This window comes from Micromonospora sp. RTP1Z1, from assembly GCF_033804685.1.
Lineage (GTDB): Bacteria > Actinomycetota > Actinomycetes > Mycobacteriales > Micromonosporaceae > Micromonospora.
On sequence record NZ_JAPFQV010000026.1, the window covers coordinates 62,999 to 77,847 of the forward strand.

At 70.8% G+C, this 14,849-nt stretch carries 15 protein-coding genes and 2 tRNA genes; 5 read left to right on the plus strand and 12 right to left on the minus strand.

Going from position 1 to position 14,849, the window contains the following annotated elements:
- Window positions 1–129: 129 nt before the first annotated feature.
- Window positions 130–1,500 carry a helix-turn-helix domain-containing protein gene (locus SLP03_RS15350; RefSeq protein WP_091105639.1) on the plus strand — a complete coding sequence of 457 codons (1,371 nt, stop codon included), beginning with the start codon at window positions 130–132 and terminating at the stop codon, window positions 1,498–1,500.
- 8 nt (window positions 1,501–1,508) lie between these two features.
- Here SLP03_RS15350 and SLP03_RS15355 read toward each other — a convergent pair whose 3' ends face one another.
- The 9 genes from SLP03_RS15355 to SLP03_RS15395 all read right to left on the minus strand — a co-directional run bounded on the left by SLP03_RS15355 (window position 1,509) and on the right by SLP03_RS15395 (window position 7,414).
- Window positions 1,509–2,906: a terminase large subunit domain-containing protein gene (locus SLP03_RS15355; protein ID WP_319461267.1), complete on the minus strand. Its 1,398-nt coding sequence runs from the start codon at window positions 2,904–2,906 to the stop codon at window positions 1,509–1,511.
- Between the two features lie 3 nt (window positions 2,907–2,909).
- On the minus strand, window positions 2,910–3,245 hold the full coding sequence (locus SLP03_RS15360; RefSeq protein ID WP_319461268.1) for a hypothetical protein: 336 nt from the start codon (window positions 3,243–3,245) through the stop codon (window positions 2,910–2,912).
- Between the two features lie 41 nt (window positions 3,246–3,286).
- Complete coding sequence (locus SLP03_RS15365) at window positions 3,287–3,427, minus strand: hypothetical protein (RefSeq protein WP_319461269.1); 141 nt, start codon at window positions 3,425–3,427, stop codon at window positions 3,287–3,289.
- Window positions 3,405–4,028 carry a hypothetical protein gene (locus tag SLP03_RS15370; protein ID WP_319461270.1) on the minus strand — a complete coding sequence of 208 codons (624 nt, stop codon included), beginning with the start codon at window positions 4,026–4,028 and terminating at the stop codon, window positions 3,405–3,407. The genes SLP03_RS15365 and SLP03_RS15370 overlap by 23 nt, the downstream gene beginning before the upstream one ends.
- Before the next feature lie 62 nt (window positions 4,029–4,090).
- The gene (locus tag SLP03_RS15375; RefSeq protein ID WP_319461271.1) at window positions 4,091–4,381 is read right to left on the minus strand and encodes a hypothetical protein; all 291 of its coding nucleotides are present in this window, start codon (window positions 4,379–4,381) and stop codon (window positions 4,091–4,093) included.
- 200 nt (window positions 4,382–4,581) lie between these two features.
- Window positions 4,582–5,502, minus strand: a complete 921-nt coding sequence (locus SLP03_RS15380; protein ID WP_319461272.1) for a ParB N-terminal domain-containing protein — start codon at window positions 5,500–5,502, stop codon at window positions 4,582–4,584.
- Window positions 5,499–5,966 carry a hypothetical protein gene (locus SLP03_RS15385; RefSeq protein ID WP_319461273.1) on the minus strand — a complete coding sequence of 156 codons (468 nt, stop codon included), beginning with the start codon at window positions 5,964–5,966 and terminating at the stop codon, window positions 5,499–5,501. The genes SLP03_RS15380 and SLP03_RS15385 overlap by 4 nt, the downstream gene beginning before the upstream one ends.
- On the minus strand, window positions 5,963–7,306 hold the full coding sequence (locus SLP03_RS15390) for a hypothetical protein (protein ID WP_319461274.1): 1,344 nt from the start codon (window positions 7,304–7,306) through the stop codon (window positions 5,963–5,965). Before SLP03_RS15390 ends, SLP03_RS15385 begins: the two co-directional genes overlap by 4 nt.
- A 36-nt stretch (window positions 7,307–7,342) precedes the next feature.
- A tRNA-Gly gene (locus SLP03_RS15395) sits at window positions 7,343–7,414 on the minus strand.
- Window positions 7,415–7,491: 77 nt separating this feature from the next.
- Between SLP03_RS15395 and SLP03_RS15400 the strand changes: the two genes are divergently transcribed.
- Complete coding sequence (locus tag SLP03_RS15400) at window positions 7,492–8,649, plus strand: XRE family transcriptional regulator (RefSeq protein ID WP_319461275.1); 1,158 nt, start codon at window positions 7,492–7,494, stop codon at window positions 8,647–8,649.
- Window positions 8,636–9,784: a hypothetical protein gene (locus tag SLP03_RS15405; protein WP_319461276.1), complete on the plus strand. Its 1,149-nt coding sequence runs from the start codon at window positions 8,636–8,638 to the stop codon at window positions 9,782–9,784. Before SLP03_RS15400 ends, SLP03_RS15405 begins: the two co-directional genes overlap by 14 nt.
- Here SLP03_RS15405 and SLP03_RS15410 read toward each other — a convergent pair.
- Window positions 9,764–10,291: a hypothetical protein gene (locus SLP03_RS15410; protein ID WP_319461277.1), complete on the minus strand. Its 528-nt coding sequence runs from the start codon at window positions 10,289–10,291 to the stop codon at window positions 9,764–9,766. The two genes, SLP03_RS15405 and SLP03_RS15410, sit on opposite strands and share 21 nt — an antisense overlap.
- A 404-nt stretch (window positions 10,292–10,695) precedes the next feature.
- Between SLP03_RS15410 and SLP03_RS15415 the strand changes: the two genes are divergently transcribed.
- Window positions 10,696–10,875, plus strand: coding sequence for a helix-turn-helix domain-containing protein (locus tag SLP03_RS15415; protein WP_238454500.1), 180 nt, complete (start codon window positions 10,696–10,698; stop codon window positions 10,873–10,875).
- Window positions 10,876–11,937: 1,062 nt separating this feature from the next.
- On the opposite strand, the gene SLP03_RS15420 is transcribed toward SLP03_RS15415, so the two are convergent.
- Together SLP03_RS15420 and SLP03_RS15425 are read right to left on the minus strand one after the other, a co-directional pair.
- Window positions 11,938–13,167, minus strand: a complete 1,230-nt coding sequence (locus SLP03_RS15420; protein WP_319461278.1) for a site-specific integrase — start codon at window positions 13,165–13,167, stop codon at window positions 11,938–11,940.
- 242 nt (window positions 13,168–13,409) lie between these two features.
- Window positions 13,410–13,496 (minus strand) — tRNA-Leu (locus SLP03_RS15425).
- Window positions 13,497–13,739: 243 nt separating this feature from the next.
- On the opposite strand from SLP03_RS15425, the gene SLP03_RS15430 reads away from it, so the two are divergent.
- The coding region (locus SLP03_RS15430; protein WP_319461279.1) for a tetratricopeptide repeat protein at window positions 13,740–14,849 on the plus strand (1,110 nt) is incomplete at its 3' end.

Genomic DNA, 14,849 nt, shown 5'->3' on the forward strand with positions numbered 1-14,849 from the left:
GTGAACACGGAGGTACGGCCAGGGCCGTACATATTCATTGTATCAATCAAGATCATCCGCCGTCCAATCAGGAGCCTCGCTGACCTGCCGATTTGCTCCCCTGCGGCGGGGCGGTCCACGATCGAACGCATGCCCACGCTGCGAAACCGCAGGCTCGAACAGCTCCTCGGCGGACCGATTGACGAAACCCTGACCTACAAGCAGGTCAAGGGGCTCATCCCGGACACCACGGAAGGCCCCGACCTGGATTTCAAGCGCGACACGTACGGCAGCCGCGACAAGGACCGGAAGGAGTTGTGTGCCGATGTCGGCGGGCTGGCCAATGCCAACGGCGGCCTGCTCATCCTCGGCATGGAGGAGGACAGCCAGGGCCGCGCCACGAAGGACGTCGGCGTGGACATCAGCGACGCCGAGCGCGTCCGGCTCCACCAGACCGTCGTCGCCAACGTCCAGCCGACGCCGACCTTCGACATCATCCCGGTAGAGGATCCCGACCGGCCCGGCACCGGATTCCTCGTCATCTGGGTCGCCCGGACGGCGACAGCGCCGCACGCCTACATCCAGAACAACTCGCTGCTCTACCCCAAGCGGATCGGCACGCAGAGGGCCTGGCTGTCCGAGGCACTGGTGGCCGAGGCGTACCGGGCACGATTCGCCGGCTTCGCAGACCGCATCGACGAAGCCGCCCGGATCGAAGCCGACTTCGTTGAACGCCTCGCGCCGGACGAGACGTTCGTAGTCGTAACCCTCGTCCCCGACATGCCGGGGGTCTTCACCATCGACACCCCCGCGCTGAGGGCATTCGGGCTGAGCAACGCCGACACCACGCACACCGCGTTCGGCATCGGGGTGCGCCACTTCATCCGGTCGACCGTGCGGCGCCGGTGCCTTGTAGGTGCAACGAGGTACCAACCGAACAAGCCGTACTCGCGCGGGGCGTGCGAGCTGCACGAGAGCGGCAGCGGCGTCTTCTCCAGCGCGGTTGACGTGCGGACGTCGGGCGTCGAGGACCTGACGTCCCGTCTCGTCGACGACCAGTGGCTCACCCTCGGCATCGCCGCGGGACTGCGATTCCTGGCCCGCCACGCGCGCGACAGGGCGGCGGCCGGTGGCCTCGCCACCGTCCGGGCCGCCATCGCGCCGTACGTCCCGGCCGCGCTGGTAGACACCCTCGGCTGGCCGGAGGACCGGCTCGGCTGGTTTGCGGCTCAGGCTCTGGCAACGGGGAAGGGCGGTGAGATCACGAACGGCGCGTGGGCTGACACGGTCGCCGACATCGACGATCTCTGCGCCGACGGTCCCGGGCTGGTCGCGGCAACGTACCGCCTCACCAGCGAGCTGTTCCAGGCGTTCGGCGCCCCCGAGGTCAGGCAGATCACCGCCGACGGCGGTATCCGCCTTCCCCACTGGCATCAGCAGATCCGTCCCACGATCAACCGCTGGGCGCAGGCGGCCGGCGTCGAGGTGCTCACGCAGCCGCTCGCGCAGCCGCTCATTTGATCCCTGGGTCACCGCGGCCCCGCAGACGGCCGTGCCTGCTGGCCCAGCGGCGACGCCACCACCGCCCGCCGGGACTCCTTCGACCGCAGGTACGTCACGCCGTGCACCAGGGCGTCCAGCCGGTCCGGGGAGTCGCCGGACTCCGGCGTCCAGGTCGTCAGCTGGTCCTCCAGCAACGGGAACGTCCCCACGTGATGCACGCGCGGCGGGTCGACCTCGTACCGGGCTGCCACCGGCTCGGCGCGCACCCGCTTCGACTGGCGGGCCTGCACCACGTCCAGCGGCGGGTCACCGCCCGGCAGCAGGCCCTCCTTCTGCATGGCCACCCACGCGTCGACCAGGATGTCCCGCAGCCACGCCGACGAGCCCTCGTACACCACGACGTCCGCGTCGACGTCCAGGTAGCACTGCCAGATCCGGCGGGCCGCCGCCATGCCGGCGATCTTCATGCTCCGGTCCGCCAGCACGTAGTGCTCGCCGTCCTCGCCCCGGCCGACCGCGACGATGCCCGTCTCGTCGCTCGTCTCCGACACCGTGTCCGCCGGGTCGACGCTCACCACGGTCCGCACCAGCGGCGGCACGTCCTCCTTGTCGACCCGGCCGGCCTCGATCCACGCCGACTTCCACAGCGCGCCGTCGACGTCGGACAGCAGCTCGGCGTCCAGCTCCTGCCGGCCCAGCCGGGTGCCGCCGTACTGCTCCAGCAGCTCCGCCAGCGCCTCCGCCGACAGGTTCTCGGCGTTGTCCAGCGTTCGGCCGCGGGTGATGACCACCCGGGGCCGGCGGCTGCGCGCCCGCTGCTTCTTCGCCCGCGCCAGCAGCTTCTTCACGTGCGGCAGCGGCTTCGGGGTCGTCGAGATGACCATGCGCGGGTCGGGCGCCTCGCGCATGCAGAACCACAGCATGTCGAACACGCCCTGCGCCGTCTGCAACGGCCAGGCCGCGTACTCGTCGAGCCAGCAGCCGTCGAAGTCGTAGCCGCGCAGCGTGTCCGGGTCCTGCGCGCCGAACCCGCGGATGATCGCCCCGTTGGTCAGCTCCAGGTACGGCTCGCTCTTGTTGAACGTCCGCACCTCCTTCGGCGGGATCACCGCCAGCAGGCCGGCACGCCGCGCCGTGAAGCAGACGTTGAACACCTCCCGGTGCGTCTTCGCGATCACCGCGTAGTGCCCGCCCGGCCGGGTGCCCGCCCAGCCGCGCACCGTCTCCGCCCCGGTGCGGGTCTTGCCGAAGCCACGGCCGGCCAGCAGCATCCAGATCCGGTAGTACGCCGGCTCCAGCTGCTCCGCCCGCGCGTGCCGGGGCCAGTCGTACCGGACGAGGCCCTGAACCTCCGACACCTCGCGCAGGTACGCGGCCAGCTCGGCGTCGGTCATCAGGGCCGGGTCCGGGTACGCCAGCAGCATCGGTCAGCCCTCGGCCCGCATGTCGCGCTCGTGCTCGCGCAGGTCCGACGAGGCGACGTACGCCAGGCCCAGCAGCACCGCCAGCATCAGCCCCGGGCAGCCCAGCGACGACGGCCCGGCCCAGCGCAGCCCGGCCCACAGCGCCAGCCCGGTCAGCCCGAGCCAGCCGGCGAGCAGCAGCCGCCACGCCCAGGCGCGACGGCGCAGAGCCCGTCGCCAGGTCGCCCTCCTCGGGTCGACCCGGGCCCGGCCGACCACGGGTCGGCGCGGCTCCCACCTCGGCTGGTCGAGGCCGGCGACGTGCCCGCCCTGCCGGTACGCCGGGGCGGCGGCCGGCACCCGATGCACCGTCAGCCGCCGCGACGACCGGGGGCCGCGGGTCACCACAGCAGCACCACCAGCGCCACGCCGGCCATCCCCATCACCACCGAGCCGACCGCCACGCACCACACCGCCCAGCGCGGCGCCCGCACCTCCACGGCGATCCACGCCTCCCCGTCACCCTTGCTCCTCCGGCGCACCGGCCGCCTCCCCGTCCTCGTCCTCGTACTCGTCGCCGGCCCGGTCGTCCGGCTCCCCTCCCGCTGCCGTCTGCCCGGCGCGGGCGGCGGCCTCGGCCATCAGTGCCCGGAAGAAGTCGGCGCGCTGCTGCTCGTTCATCTGCTCGACCTCGGCGCGGATCGGCCCGCCGTCCGGGCCGGTGTGCGCCGTCGTGGAGTCCGGCAGGCCCAAGGCCAGCCGCTCGACGCGGGTCGACACCTCCAGCCAGCGGGCGACGTCGCCCGGGGTCAGCTTCGACGCGTCGAGGGTCTGCAACCGGGCGACGAGCTTCGCCTGCAGCGCCGACGCGACCCGGGCGTGCCGGCGGGCCATGTCGCGTCGCTGCTCGGCCAGGCCCTCGACGTACAGCCGGTCCTCTTCGCGGTCCCACGCCTGCGCCCGCTGCACCCACTTCCAGCGGGTGGCCAGCTTGTGGAGGTAATCCCGGCTTTTGTGGACCTGCTCGGCGACCTTCGCGACGGTGCGAGTGCGGCCCAGGTCCCGGTACAGGACGAAGTACCCGTACGCCTTCTCGGGCTCGCGCGGCTGCCGGTCCCACGGCAGGATCTCCGGCTCGCTCATGGTCACCTCCTCGTGCTGCTAGGTGGGCGGCCCGGCGGGTGCAGCGCCGGGCCGCCCACGTCTCAGTGCCCGCTTCTGCGCCCCCCGCTCATGGGCGGCCGGGCGATCGCCGCGTTGCCGTACATCAGGGCGTCGTCCAGGCTGGTCAGCACCATCGACGTCTCCCGGCCGGGCGGCAGGCTGCGCATCGCCTCGGCCATCACGACCTTGACGGCGGCACGCCAGCGGCCGTGCGCCTCGGCCTGCTCCAGGTTCACCGGCGGGTGGTGGTCGCAGCGCCGGTCCAGCTCGTAGCGCTGCCGCTCGTCGAGGCCGGCGTACAGGTCCTCGCCGCTCTGGGCGGGTCCGGTCATCTCTCCTCCAGGGGTCGGGCCGCGGTGCTGCACTGCGGCCGTGTCGCCGGTCGGCGGGCTGCCGGCCGGGAGTCTGTGCGGGGCCAGGGTCAGAAGGGCCAGTGCCCGATGCAGCCGGCGGCGAGGCCGCCGACGATCACCACCAGGTAGACGCCGAAGATCACCTTCGTGGCGCGGGGGACCTTCGGGCGGCCCACCGGCTACCCGGCCAGGTAGTCGGCGGCCAGCAGCTCCAGCGCCCGCCAACGGGCGTCGGCGGGCACCTCGCCGCTGCGGACGAGCTTGTCCACGGCGCGGGCCAGCACGGCGGCGGCGTCGGCCGGCATGGAGCGCGTCTCCAGCACCGTCTCGATCGGGACCAGGCGGTGCGCGTGGCCGATCGGCTCGCCGGACTCCGGGTCCCACCACACGCCGTCGCGCAGCTCGCCGAGGTGCCGCTCGAACACGGCCAGGATCAGCCCGAGGGCGGTGGCCACGTTCCCGACGTTGTGGGCGCCGTGCGCGGTGGCGAGGGCGTCCAGCGTCGCCTCGTAGTCGCCGTACCCGGCGAGCCAGCGGGCGTCGGCCTGCACCAGCTTCCGCGCCTCGTCGAAGCTGGTCCGGGCGGCTTCCAGCTCGTGCGGCAGGAACACCAGCTGCACTGTGGCGAAGTCCAGGTTCGCCTCGGACAGGCCCTCCAGGTCGACCTGCGCGAGCAGGTCGAGCTGCTTGTCGTCCAGGCCCGAGTAGGCCCGCCAGTCCACGTCGTCCAGCTCTTCGTACAGCTGCTTCAACGTCGCCGGGTCGTCCTCGCCGGCGATCGCGTTGTGCGACAGCTGCAACGCCACCTGCCGGGCGCGGCTCAGCTTCTGCTGCACCACCATCACCGTGATCTCGGTGAGGCCCGCGTCGATCGAGGCGGTGACCCGGTGGTTGCCGGACAGCACCACCTTCCGGTCGCCCTCGACGTCGTGCCACACCAGCGGCACGCTCGTCAGGCAGCCGTCCCGCTTGATGTTCGCCACCAGCCGGTCGTACTGCTCCTTGCGCATGTACCGCGCGTTGACCTCCAGCAGCGTCAGGTCCTGCGGCCGGACGGTCAGCAGCCGCGGGTCCAGCGGCAGCTCGTCGACGTCGCTCACCGCTCGCCTCCCGCGCGGTACTGGATGGCGAAGCCGGGGATGCCGAGGCCGAAGTCCGGGTCGGCGCTCGCCGGCCGGATCGGGGCGTGCAGCACGAACTCGTCCGCCGAGCAGGCGGGCCGGTTCGGCATCAGCCCGGCGGGCACGCCCGACCAGCGGAACCGCTCCTGGCACGCCAGGCAGCGGATCGAGAGCTCCACGATGTACGCCACCACCGTGGCGTCGTCGTCGGGGGCGGTCAGCCGCTGCACGTCGGCGTCCAGGTGCATGTCGACGTGCTGGCACGGCTTGTCCGGGTCGGCCGGCGTCACCGGCTGGTCGTGCCGGAACCGGCCGTGGGTCGGGCACACGCCCGTCTCAGCGCCCTCGTCGCACTGGTAGGGCGTCAGCCGGTCCCACAGCGTCTTCGGGCACCCGGTGGGCTCGGCGGTCGGCAGCTCGCCGCCGCGGTGCTCGTTGCTCATCGCTCGTCCTTCCCGTGGCGGCGCTTCCACTCCGCCAGCGCCTCTTGCAGGGTCCAGTCACCCAGGGGGCCGCCGTACTGGAGCTGGTAGCGGTGGATGCCGTCGGCGGCCGGCTCGCTACGCTTCTGCAACCTCACGCCGGGGATGCCCCGGCCGTACTTCGCGCTGTTCGGCCGGTCGGTGAACGCCGTGGTCGACCAGCCGGTCAGCCGCTTCGACAGGGACCGCTGCAGAAGCAGCTGCGCCTCGCGGCTGGCGGCCGCCATCACGATCAGCTTCGCCAGCCGCCGGTACCGGGTCCAGGACACCGGGAAGTCGCTCATCAGGTACGCGGTGCTCGGGTCGAACTTCGGCGGCAGGTACGCGAACGCGCCGACGAGCTTCCCGTCGACGCTGACGCCGCATGCGAGCAGCGGGGACCCGGGCAGGATCGTCTTGCTCATGAACTGCGACCGCACGGCCGCGAACTGGCCGCCGGTCAGCACGTGGATCGCCATGCGGTCGCCGAGGTCCTCGGCCGGCCCGATCTTCGGCAGGAGGATCGGCGCGACCTGCTGGGCGGGCGCGACCACGCGCCGCGCGCCCGAGCTGGCGTACACGTAGATCGGCATGCCGCGGTTGGAGGTCTGCACGACGCCGCGCAGCCAGGGGCGCAGCTCGTCGCGGGCGATGTGCAGGCCGAGGATCCAGTGGGGCCGGTCGAGCACCGCCCCGATGATCTCCTCCTTGCCGTCCTCGTCGAGCAGGTCGTACTCCGGCGCCGGCCAGTCGAAGAACTCGTCGATCCCGGCGAACTGCGCCTCGTAGTCGCCCGCGTAGAACGGCGGGAACATCGCCACCGGCGCGTCGGCGGGCACGACGTCGCGCAGGTAGTCGCGCACGTCCCCGCAGTAGTAGTCGGCCAGGCGCAGCGTCAGCGCCGACAGCTTCGCAACCGTCTTGGCGTGCATCGTCGGGAACTGCCCGACGGTCGCCCGGACCATCCGCTCGTAGTAGACGCCCTGCCGGCCGACGTACTGGAGGAACCGAGTGCCGAGCATCAGCGTGGCGAGGGTGTCCGTCGACGTGGCCAGGTACGGCTCCAGCCAGGCCAGCTCCTCGCGGTGCTCGTCCTTCAACCGGTAGTCCAGCTCCCGGCCGGCGAGCCACCAGCCCAGCGCCGAGCTGTACGACTGCACGTCGTTGCCGTGGATCGCGCGGCGCTCGCCGGGCCGGCTGTGCAACGTCCGCTCGATCGTGAAGTTCCCCGAGCAGCCGACGTACAGGTCGGTGTCCGGCCAGGACTCCGCGTGCTCGTAGATGATCGACCGAAGGTCCGCCGGGATGCTGCCGTGGAACACGCGCCGCTCACCACCTTCCCCTGTGGCCGGGCGTCGAGCGCCGGCCAGGACTCGAACCTGGGCCTCCACCATGGAACGGCGGTGTGCCACCAACAGCACTTCCAGCGCAGAGCGTGTGGGAACGCAATACGAGATTGTAGCCGTGCGAGGCTTCGCCCCTGGGATCGCGTCGGAATGATCTAGGAATGACTCAGGAATATTTCATGCACCCCGTGCTACTGTTGCCCCACACGACGGAGGGGGGCGACATGCGAGGCAATGGGGCGGCCGTGACCGTAGTCCGGCAGTCGCGGGCGTGGACGCAAGCCGAGCTCGCCAACAAGGCCGGCGTATCCCAGGGCTATGTATCCAAGATCGAGAGTGGACAGCTGGAGCTTGAGGGCGAACAGCTTGCCCATCTCGCCGAGGTCCTCGAGGTTCCCGGTGAACTACTCGCTGTCCGTGAACCGAGCCTCGGCGCCAACGTCTCCTGCGTCCACCACCGTCGACGTCGAAGCAAGCTCACCGCCCTCGCCACCAAACGCATCGAGGGGCTGACACATCTGATCAGCCTGACCGCGACCCGACTGATCGAGGAGTTACCACAGAGGCCAGAGATCGGTCTTCCCGAGCTGCCCGTAGGCGCGGTCGCCCCGTCCGAGGCCGCTCGGCGCGTGCGCGCGCTGCTTGGCGTAGGCGACGCGCCGATCGACGACGTGATTCGCTCGGTCGAACAACTCGGGGTTGCCGTGATCCGTCGAGACCTCGGGACGGATGCGCAGGACGGAGTGAGTCTCAACCTGCCCGAGCGGCGGCCCATCATCGTGGTCAACACCGCCCTCCCCGGCGACCGTCAGCGGCTCAGCGTCGCCCACGAATTTGGCCACCTGGTGCTACACGGGTGGCAGGTCGCCACTGGGGAAGAAGCGGTCGAACAGGAGGCGTTCGAGTTTGCCGGCGAATTCATCGCACCGTCTGCCGCGATCCGTCAGGACCTCTCCCGCCTGACCACACGGGACTTCGGACGCCTGCTCGACCTCAAGGTCACCTGGGGCATGTCGATTGCCGCCCTGATCCAGCAAGCCTCCCGCCTCGGGCTCATCGACGACCAGTCACACCGCATACTGCGGATCAGGCTGAATCAGCTTGGCTGGGCGAAGGTCGAACCCGGCGCCGTCGCCGAGGAAAGGCCGCACCTGATGACGCGAGTCGTCGATGCCCATTTGGACAGTCTGGGCAGGACACTGGACAAGGTCGCCTCGACCGCCCTGATGCTGCCGAGCCCCTTCGAACGCCACTACTTGACGGACCGAACGGACACAGAGCCGAATCACCAGGAAGGCACGGGCAGTGAGCTTGGATGACGCCCGGCAGAACAGCGACAGCCGGATGCCCGCTCGGCTGCACCCCTTCCAGGAAGCGCTCCTCATCCAGTGCTACTCGGACGAGGCGCTTGATGTTGCCAGACTGGCGCGTCGGGATAACGCGGGTCTCGTAATCACCGCCAGGAAGGGCAACTTCAGGGCCACAGACGCAGTGTCCCGTGTCTACCAGGCCGCACGACACCTGCGGGAGCACAACAGCTTCCGCCAGCCGCTGCTGCTCGACGCCGCCCGATACGCCGGCGCCAACCGCGTGGCCGCGCGGGCCCCGTTTAACAACACCTGGATCAGAGATCAGAGGAACCTCGGACTTCCGGTTCTCACCGACTCCGGCTATGTGGGGGAGGGCGACGAAGCTGGACTTGGAGACATTCTTCGTCGCGCAGCAGACCTCAAGGATGCGATCGCCCTGCTGCCGCTTCACATCTCCTGGCTACGTTCCCCGGCGGCGCTCGACACACTTCTCTCCGCCGTCGAGCAGGCGGGCGTGCCCATCGCGGTCATCCTGGAGCACGACAAGGACCCGCTCGGCCTGAAGAACATGGTCCGCTCGCTGCTGCGGTTGTTGAACTGCCGCGTTCCGGTGATGCTGCTCCGCTGCGACGTGTCCGCCCTTGGGGCGCTCTGCATGGGCGCCCTTGCGGCAGCGGTCGGCACATCCACCAGCCTGCGCCACCTCTACCCAATGAAGGACGGAGGCGGCGGAGGTGGGCACGATCCGCAGATTGCCGCAATCGTGAAGGAGTGCCTGGCCTACATCAGCGTCGACAAAATCGCGCTTGCCGCACAGGCGGATCCTGACGATGGACTCTGGCGATGCGCCTGCGAGGCGTGCCACTCCCGGCCCTTGGGGCAGCTGGCCATCCACCCATGGCCTGAGCAGGAGCGGCTGGCGTTCGAGCACTCGCTTGAGGTGCTGCTTGACCTTCGCGACGAGCTCCTGCCTCACGGATCGACGAAGGCCGCGCGGACGGAGAGCTGGCGCGCGAAGTGCTGGAACGCACAGGTCCGCCATTACGAGGTGGAGAACAACACCGACAAGTGGGAACCACCCCCGTTCCTGGGGGGCTGGCTCAAGGCGCTGGAGCCGGCGACGCTACAGGAGCGCGTCCGCTAGGTCCGCGTCCGCCAGGAGGCGTCCATATAACTTCTCCTCGATCCATCGGTCCACCGTTGTTCGACGGGCGGTGGCTAGCCGGCCGTCATGCCCAGGTTGGATGACCTTCGCCTCGTCCTGGTCCTCGCAGACAACGGCAATACCCGAGTACGAGCACTCCAGGAGGAGATCATCACTTGCCGCTTCGCCAGATGGCAACGCCACGGCGGTAGCGGCGAAACCCCGCCACTTCCGGGCGCCGGAAAGCGCGCTGCGGACCGACCTGCCTACACCGGTGAGGACGCCGTGGATGGAAACCGCAGATGGGGGAAACAGCCCGCGGCCCTCCGGCCACTCCCACATGGTCAAAGAGTCAGGATCGAGCAGCGGTTCGGCGCACCGGTTCTCCAAGCGCCACTCGTGCGCGGCGACATCAGGGACCACGACTACCGAAACGTGGGTGCCAAGTAGTGACACGTCGGGCACGACCACGCCTGGCCATCCAAGGGCTTCTGCAGCCCTCTCCATGCATGGGGCGGTAGAGCGGGAGGGGAGGCAACGGCCTCGTTGCCGAGATGTCATTGGTCCCCCTTCGCGCTGATGATCGAACTTGACCAACGATCCGCACAATGCGTGACGCAACCTCCACCCGCAGTGCGCAACGAGCGAATCGCTCGGGCGTAACCGGGGGCGCGATCGAACGTGCGTACGATCACACCTCCAATGCCGTCACTCTAGTCAGCGCGACTCGTTGGCGGAACCGCCGGGCAGCCGTCATCTCCTAGATCGCGGCGTGGTAACAGGCGGAGCCCACGCCAGAGCAACCCCCGATGAAACTGATGACTCCCCCCACGTTCTTCTTTGTGGCTTTATACGGCCGCAATGGCTTATTGTGACCGGACTGTCGTTGACGACCACGGAAGGCAGGAGTCGTGCAGGAGTACACCTACGCCGAGGCCGCGGAGAAGCTACGCATCGCCGAGACCACCCTGCGGCGCTGGGTGTCCAAGGGCCGCGTCCCCTGCCACCGGCTCGGCCGGCTCGTCCGGTTCACGGAGGACGACCTGGAGGCCGCCTACCAGGCGTGCCCCGCCCTGGCCGCGCGCCGCTGACGTGGGGCGTCCAGCCCACACATCGTTGCGCGCTGGCCCGATGCCGGCACCCGGAGGCGCCCGATCCACGCCACATCCTCTAGACCGTCCTAGGAGGATTGGTCCGACAGTAGCGGGCGGCGAGCAAACGGTCGGTGCTGGCTTTGGCAACCAATGCCATTCGTTTCGTCTGTGGAGGATCTCTCCGCCGGGCAGTCGTAGACCGTCCGGGCCTCCCCGAACGGGGACGCGGCTCGCCCGATCGTGTGGTGACTACAAGCCTGGCTCCCAGCGACACTGCCTTGATGATCTGGTTACGAAGGCCCCTCGTCGTCGTTTCGATGGCGTTCCTGCTCTGTGGCCTTGCCGCTTGTACCTCCGACACGCAGGAGCAAACGGCCACACCCTCACCATCCGCGTCTCCAACCGGTCCTCCCGCGAGCGGCGGCACGTTCTCTAGCCCTCAGGCAATCGTGGACGAACTGCGGGAGGCGAATCTAGTTTGCGCCGGTCTCAGGGACATCGACTTTCAGCTGGCCGGTCGTTCAGCGGCAGCCAGGTGCACTACAGAGGATGGTGCGGAAGTCCTCCTAGCTACCTACAGTGATCCGGCGGTCCTGGCGGCTGAGGTACGAGCGAAGGAGCAGGGCCCGGCCATCACGTTAAACGGCCAGTCGGTGAGCATGTTGAGCGGCGAGAATTGGAACCTGGTGGCACCCGACGTCTGGGCTGACCGGGCTCACCAGAGTCTCGGTGGAACGCTAACCGTTGGCAATTGACGTGAGAGCCCTCGCCGTGGCGTAAGGCGGATCCTCGTCGGGCAGCCGTAGACCATCCATTTTCCTCGGACGGGGACAAGGTGGAGCGCCCCTACCGGACGAGTCTCAATGGCGGTTGTCAAGCGTTGGCGGCGTACACCGAGGGCAAGACCCACCTGATCGCGACGCTGACCGATGCAGCTCTGGCGTGGGCCGCAACCGCAGGCACGACGCACGGCACGCCCAATAGCCCTGCGTGACCGGCGTCGCCCGACATCGGGCGGCGAGCCAACCCACCGGTTCGCCGCCCGCTGCGCTGTGCGCCCTACCGCCCGGCGGCCGCCAGGTCGTCGACGCCGAGGAAGTCGCCGACGATCTGCCGCACTGGCTCGTGGTGCCGGCGGGTCGCGTGCACGTACACGTTCATCGTCGTCGTCACGCTGGCGTGCCCGGCCATCGTCCGGAGCGCCGCTAGGTCCACGCCCTCCGTCGCGAGCAGCGTCAGCAGCGAGTGCCGCAGCCCGTGCATCGTCATCCGGCGCGGCAGGCCCTTCTCCCGGGCCAGGTCGCGGATCTTCACCCACCGTCCCTCGTAGAAGTCCTCGTACCGCCAGTGGTTGCCGCGCGGCGCCACGAACACGAACTGCCGGCCCGGCTCCCGGCTGGCGGCCGCCACCCGCTCGGCGACCATCCGCGCCACCGACGTCGGCAGCGGCACCTCCCGGTAGCCCTGTTTCGTCTTCGGCTTGGCCTCGACCACCCACCGCCGGTTCACCTTCCGCAGGACCTGCACGATGGACACCGTGCTGCGGGCGACGTTCACCGCCCGGGGCGGCAGCGCCGACACCTCGCCCCAGCGCAGCCCGGTGGCCAGCTTGCACAGCAGCAGGTCCGCCGCCTCGGCGTCCACCTGGTAGGCCGCCTCCAGGAACAGCCGCGCCTCGTCGGGGCTCTCCAGGATGTCCCGCTCGGCGCGCGGGCCCTCCGGCAGCGGCAGCCCGTCCATCGGATTCGACGTCCGCACGGCGGGCTCGCCGTCCTCGCCCGGCCGGCACGCCGCCTTGAAGATCGGCACCACGGACTCGCCGCGCACGTTGGCGATCGTCTTCGCCGACAGCCCGGCGTCGCGCAGGCCCTGCTGCCACTCGCGCATCTCCCGCCGGGTGATCTCGGCGATCGGCCGGTCGCCCAGCCGCGGGAAGACGTGCTTCTCCAGGCGCTCCCGGTACTTGCGCACCGTCTCCGGGTGCGGCTTCACCAGCTGGCCCAGCCACTCCTCGGCGTACGCCCGGAACGTCAGCACGCCCTCGGCGGGCTCCGGGTCGGGGGCGGCGGCCACGCCGGCGGGAAGGAGCTCGGCGAAGCCGTGCTCGGCCAGCTGCTCCGGCGTGGGCCGCTGGTTGCCGTTGGCGTCGACGAGCGCCTTGTACCGCTTCGCGTCGGCCAGGTAGCCGAACGTCTCCCGGTCCCACCGGCCGTCGCGGGTGCCGCCGGTCCGCCACTTCACCCGCCAGCGGGTGCCGCCCGTCGTGGTCCTCTTCTCGATCTGCGCCACTGTTCCTCCACGTGAACAGGCGGCCTCGACCCGTCGCGGGCTCTGCCGCCAGGCGCGCACCTATATGCGCAACAGTGGGACCGTAACCGGCTCGATCGGCTCAGGCAAGATCGCGCCACCGACGACGCGACTCCGAGCCCGTGATCCCCTGGTGATCCCCTGGCGGGCAGTACCCCGAAAACACTCAAGGCCGCTGAGCTGAGTAATGCCAGCTCAACGGCCTTGTCACTGCCTGGTCTGATTGGTGTCCGAGGGGGGACTTGAACCCCCACGCCCTTTACGGGCACTAGCACCTCAAGCTAGCGCGTCTGCCATTCCGCCACCCGGACCTGCTCGTCCAGCCTACTCTGTCGGCTCGCGGTGACCTCGTCACCCGCCAGCCGCCCCGGCGGGCCGCACGGGGCATTACTGTACACGGCCCGGATGGATCATGCACATCGCCGCTCGCCACGCTCCGGCGTCGGACGTTTCCGCAGGTCACGGCGTTGAATTGCGGACGTTGCCGACGGCCACGCCCCGGATCCATCGCGGCGGGTAGCGTCCGACCGCCGAGTACCGGCAGCATTGCTCACGTGTCCCACCCCTCCCCCCTGGCCGCCGCTCAACACCAGGCCCTCGCCCTGCGCTCCGCCGGTGATCTGATCGGCGCCCGCCGGCTGCTCACCGACGCGATCGCGGCGGCCCGTCCGGCGAACGGGGAGGATCATCCGGAGATGCTGGGCAGCGCCCACCTGCTGGCCCGGCTGCACCGGGAGGCGGACGAACCGGCCGCGGCCCGCCGGGTGCTGGAGGAGGCGTACGCGGCTGGCGAGCGCCGCCGCGGGGACGCCGACCCGTTGATGCTGGCGCTCAGCTTCGACCTGGCCGGGGTGGCGGAGGAACTGGGCAATCGGCACGAGGCCCGCCGCAACTACACCCGGGTCGCCACCGCCGGGCCCGCGGTGCTCGGCCCCGAACACCCCGCGGTACGCACCGCCCGCAGCTACCTCGGCGGCTCCGCCGCCGCTCCCGCTGCCGCTGGCCCGCGTCCGGATCCGGGAGCGCTCTCCGGGCCGACGATGTCGCTGCCGGCCGTACCCGCCCCGCGCGCGCCGCAGGCTCCGGCGGTTCCCGGCGCGCCGCGGTCCGCCCCGCCCGCCCCGGCCGTACCCGGGTCGGAGTGGGCGCCGCGGCCCGGGGTGCCGCAGCCCGCCGCACCGCAGCAGGCCCGGCCGGTCTCGGCGCTGGCGCATTCGTACCCGGCATCGTCCGGGTGGGCGCCGCCGCGTCCACCGGCGGCCGGCCCGGCGGCGTCGCTGCCGCCGCCCCCGGTCGTCCCGGCGGGCACGTCGGCCCCGCCCGCGCTGGTCCCGGCGCCTGGTCCGGCACCTGTCTCCGCGCCACCGATTCCACCGTCCGGCACCGCTCCGGCGTCGACCCGGGTCGCGTCCGTGCCCCCGACGCCGACCTCCGCGCCACCGGCTCCCCTGCCGCCGGCCCCGGTCATCCCGGTACCGGCCTCCGCGCCACCGACACACGGCAGGCCCACCCTCACGCCACCCGCACCCAGCGGGCCCATCCCGCCGCCACCCACGGCGGTCGGGCCCGCGCCCGGTGTCGCCGCCGCCGTCCCGGGGCGGGCCGCTGCGGGCTTCGCGGCACCGCCCGCGACCCCGCCCGCGCCGGATCCGCCCGCACCCAAC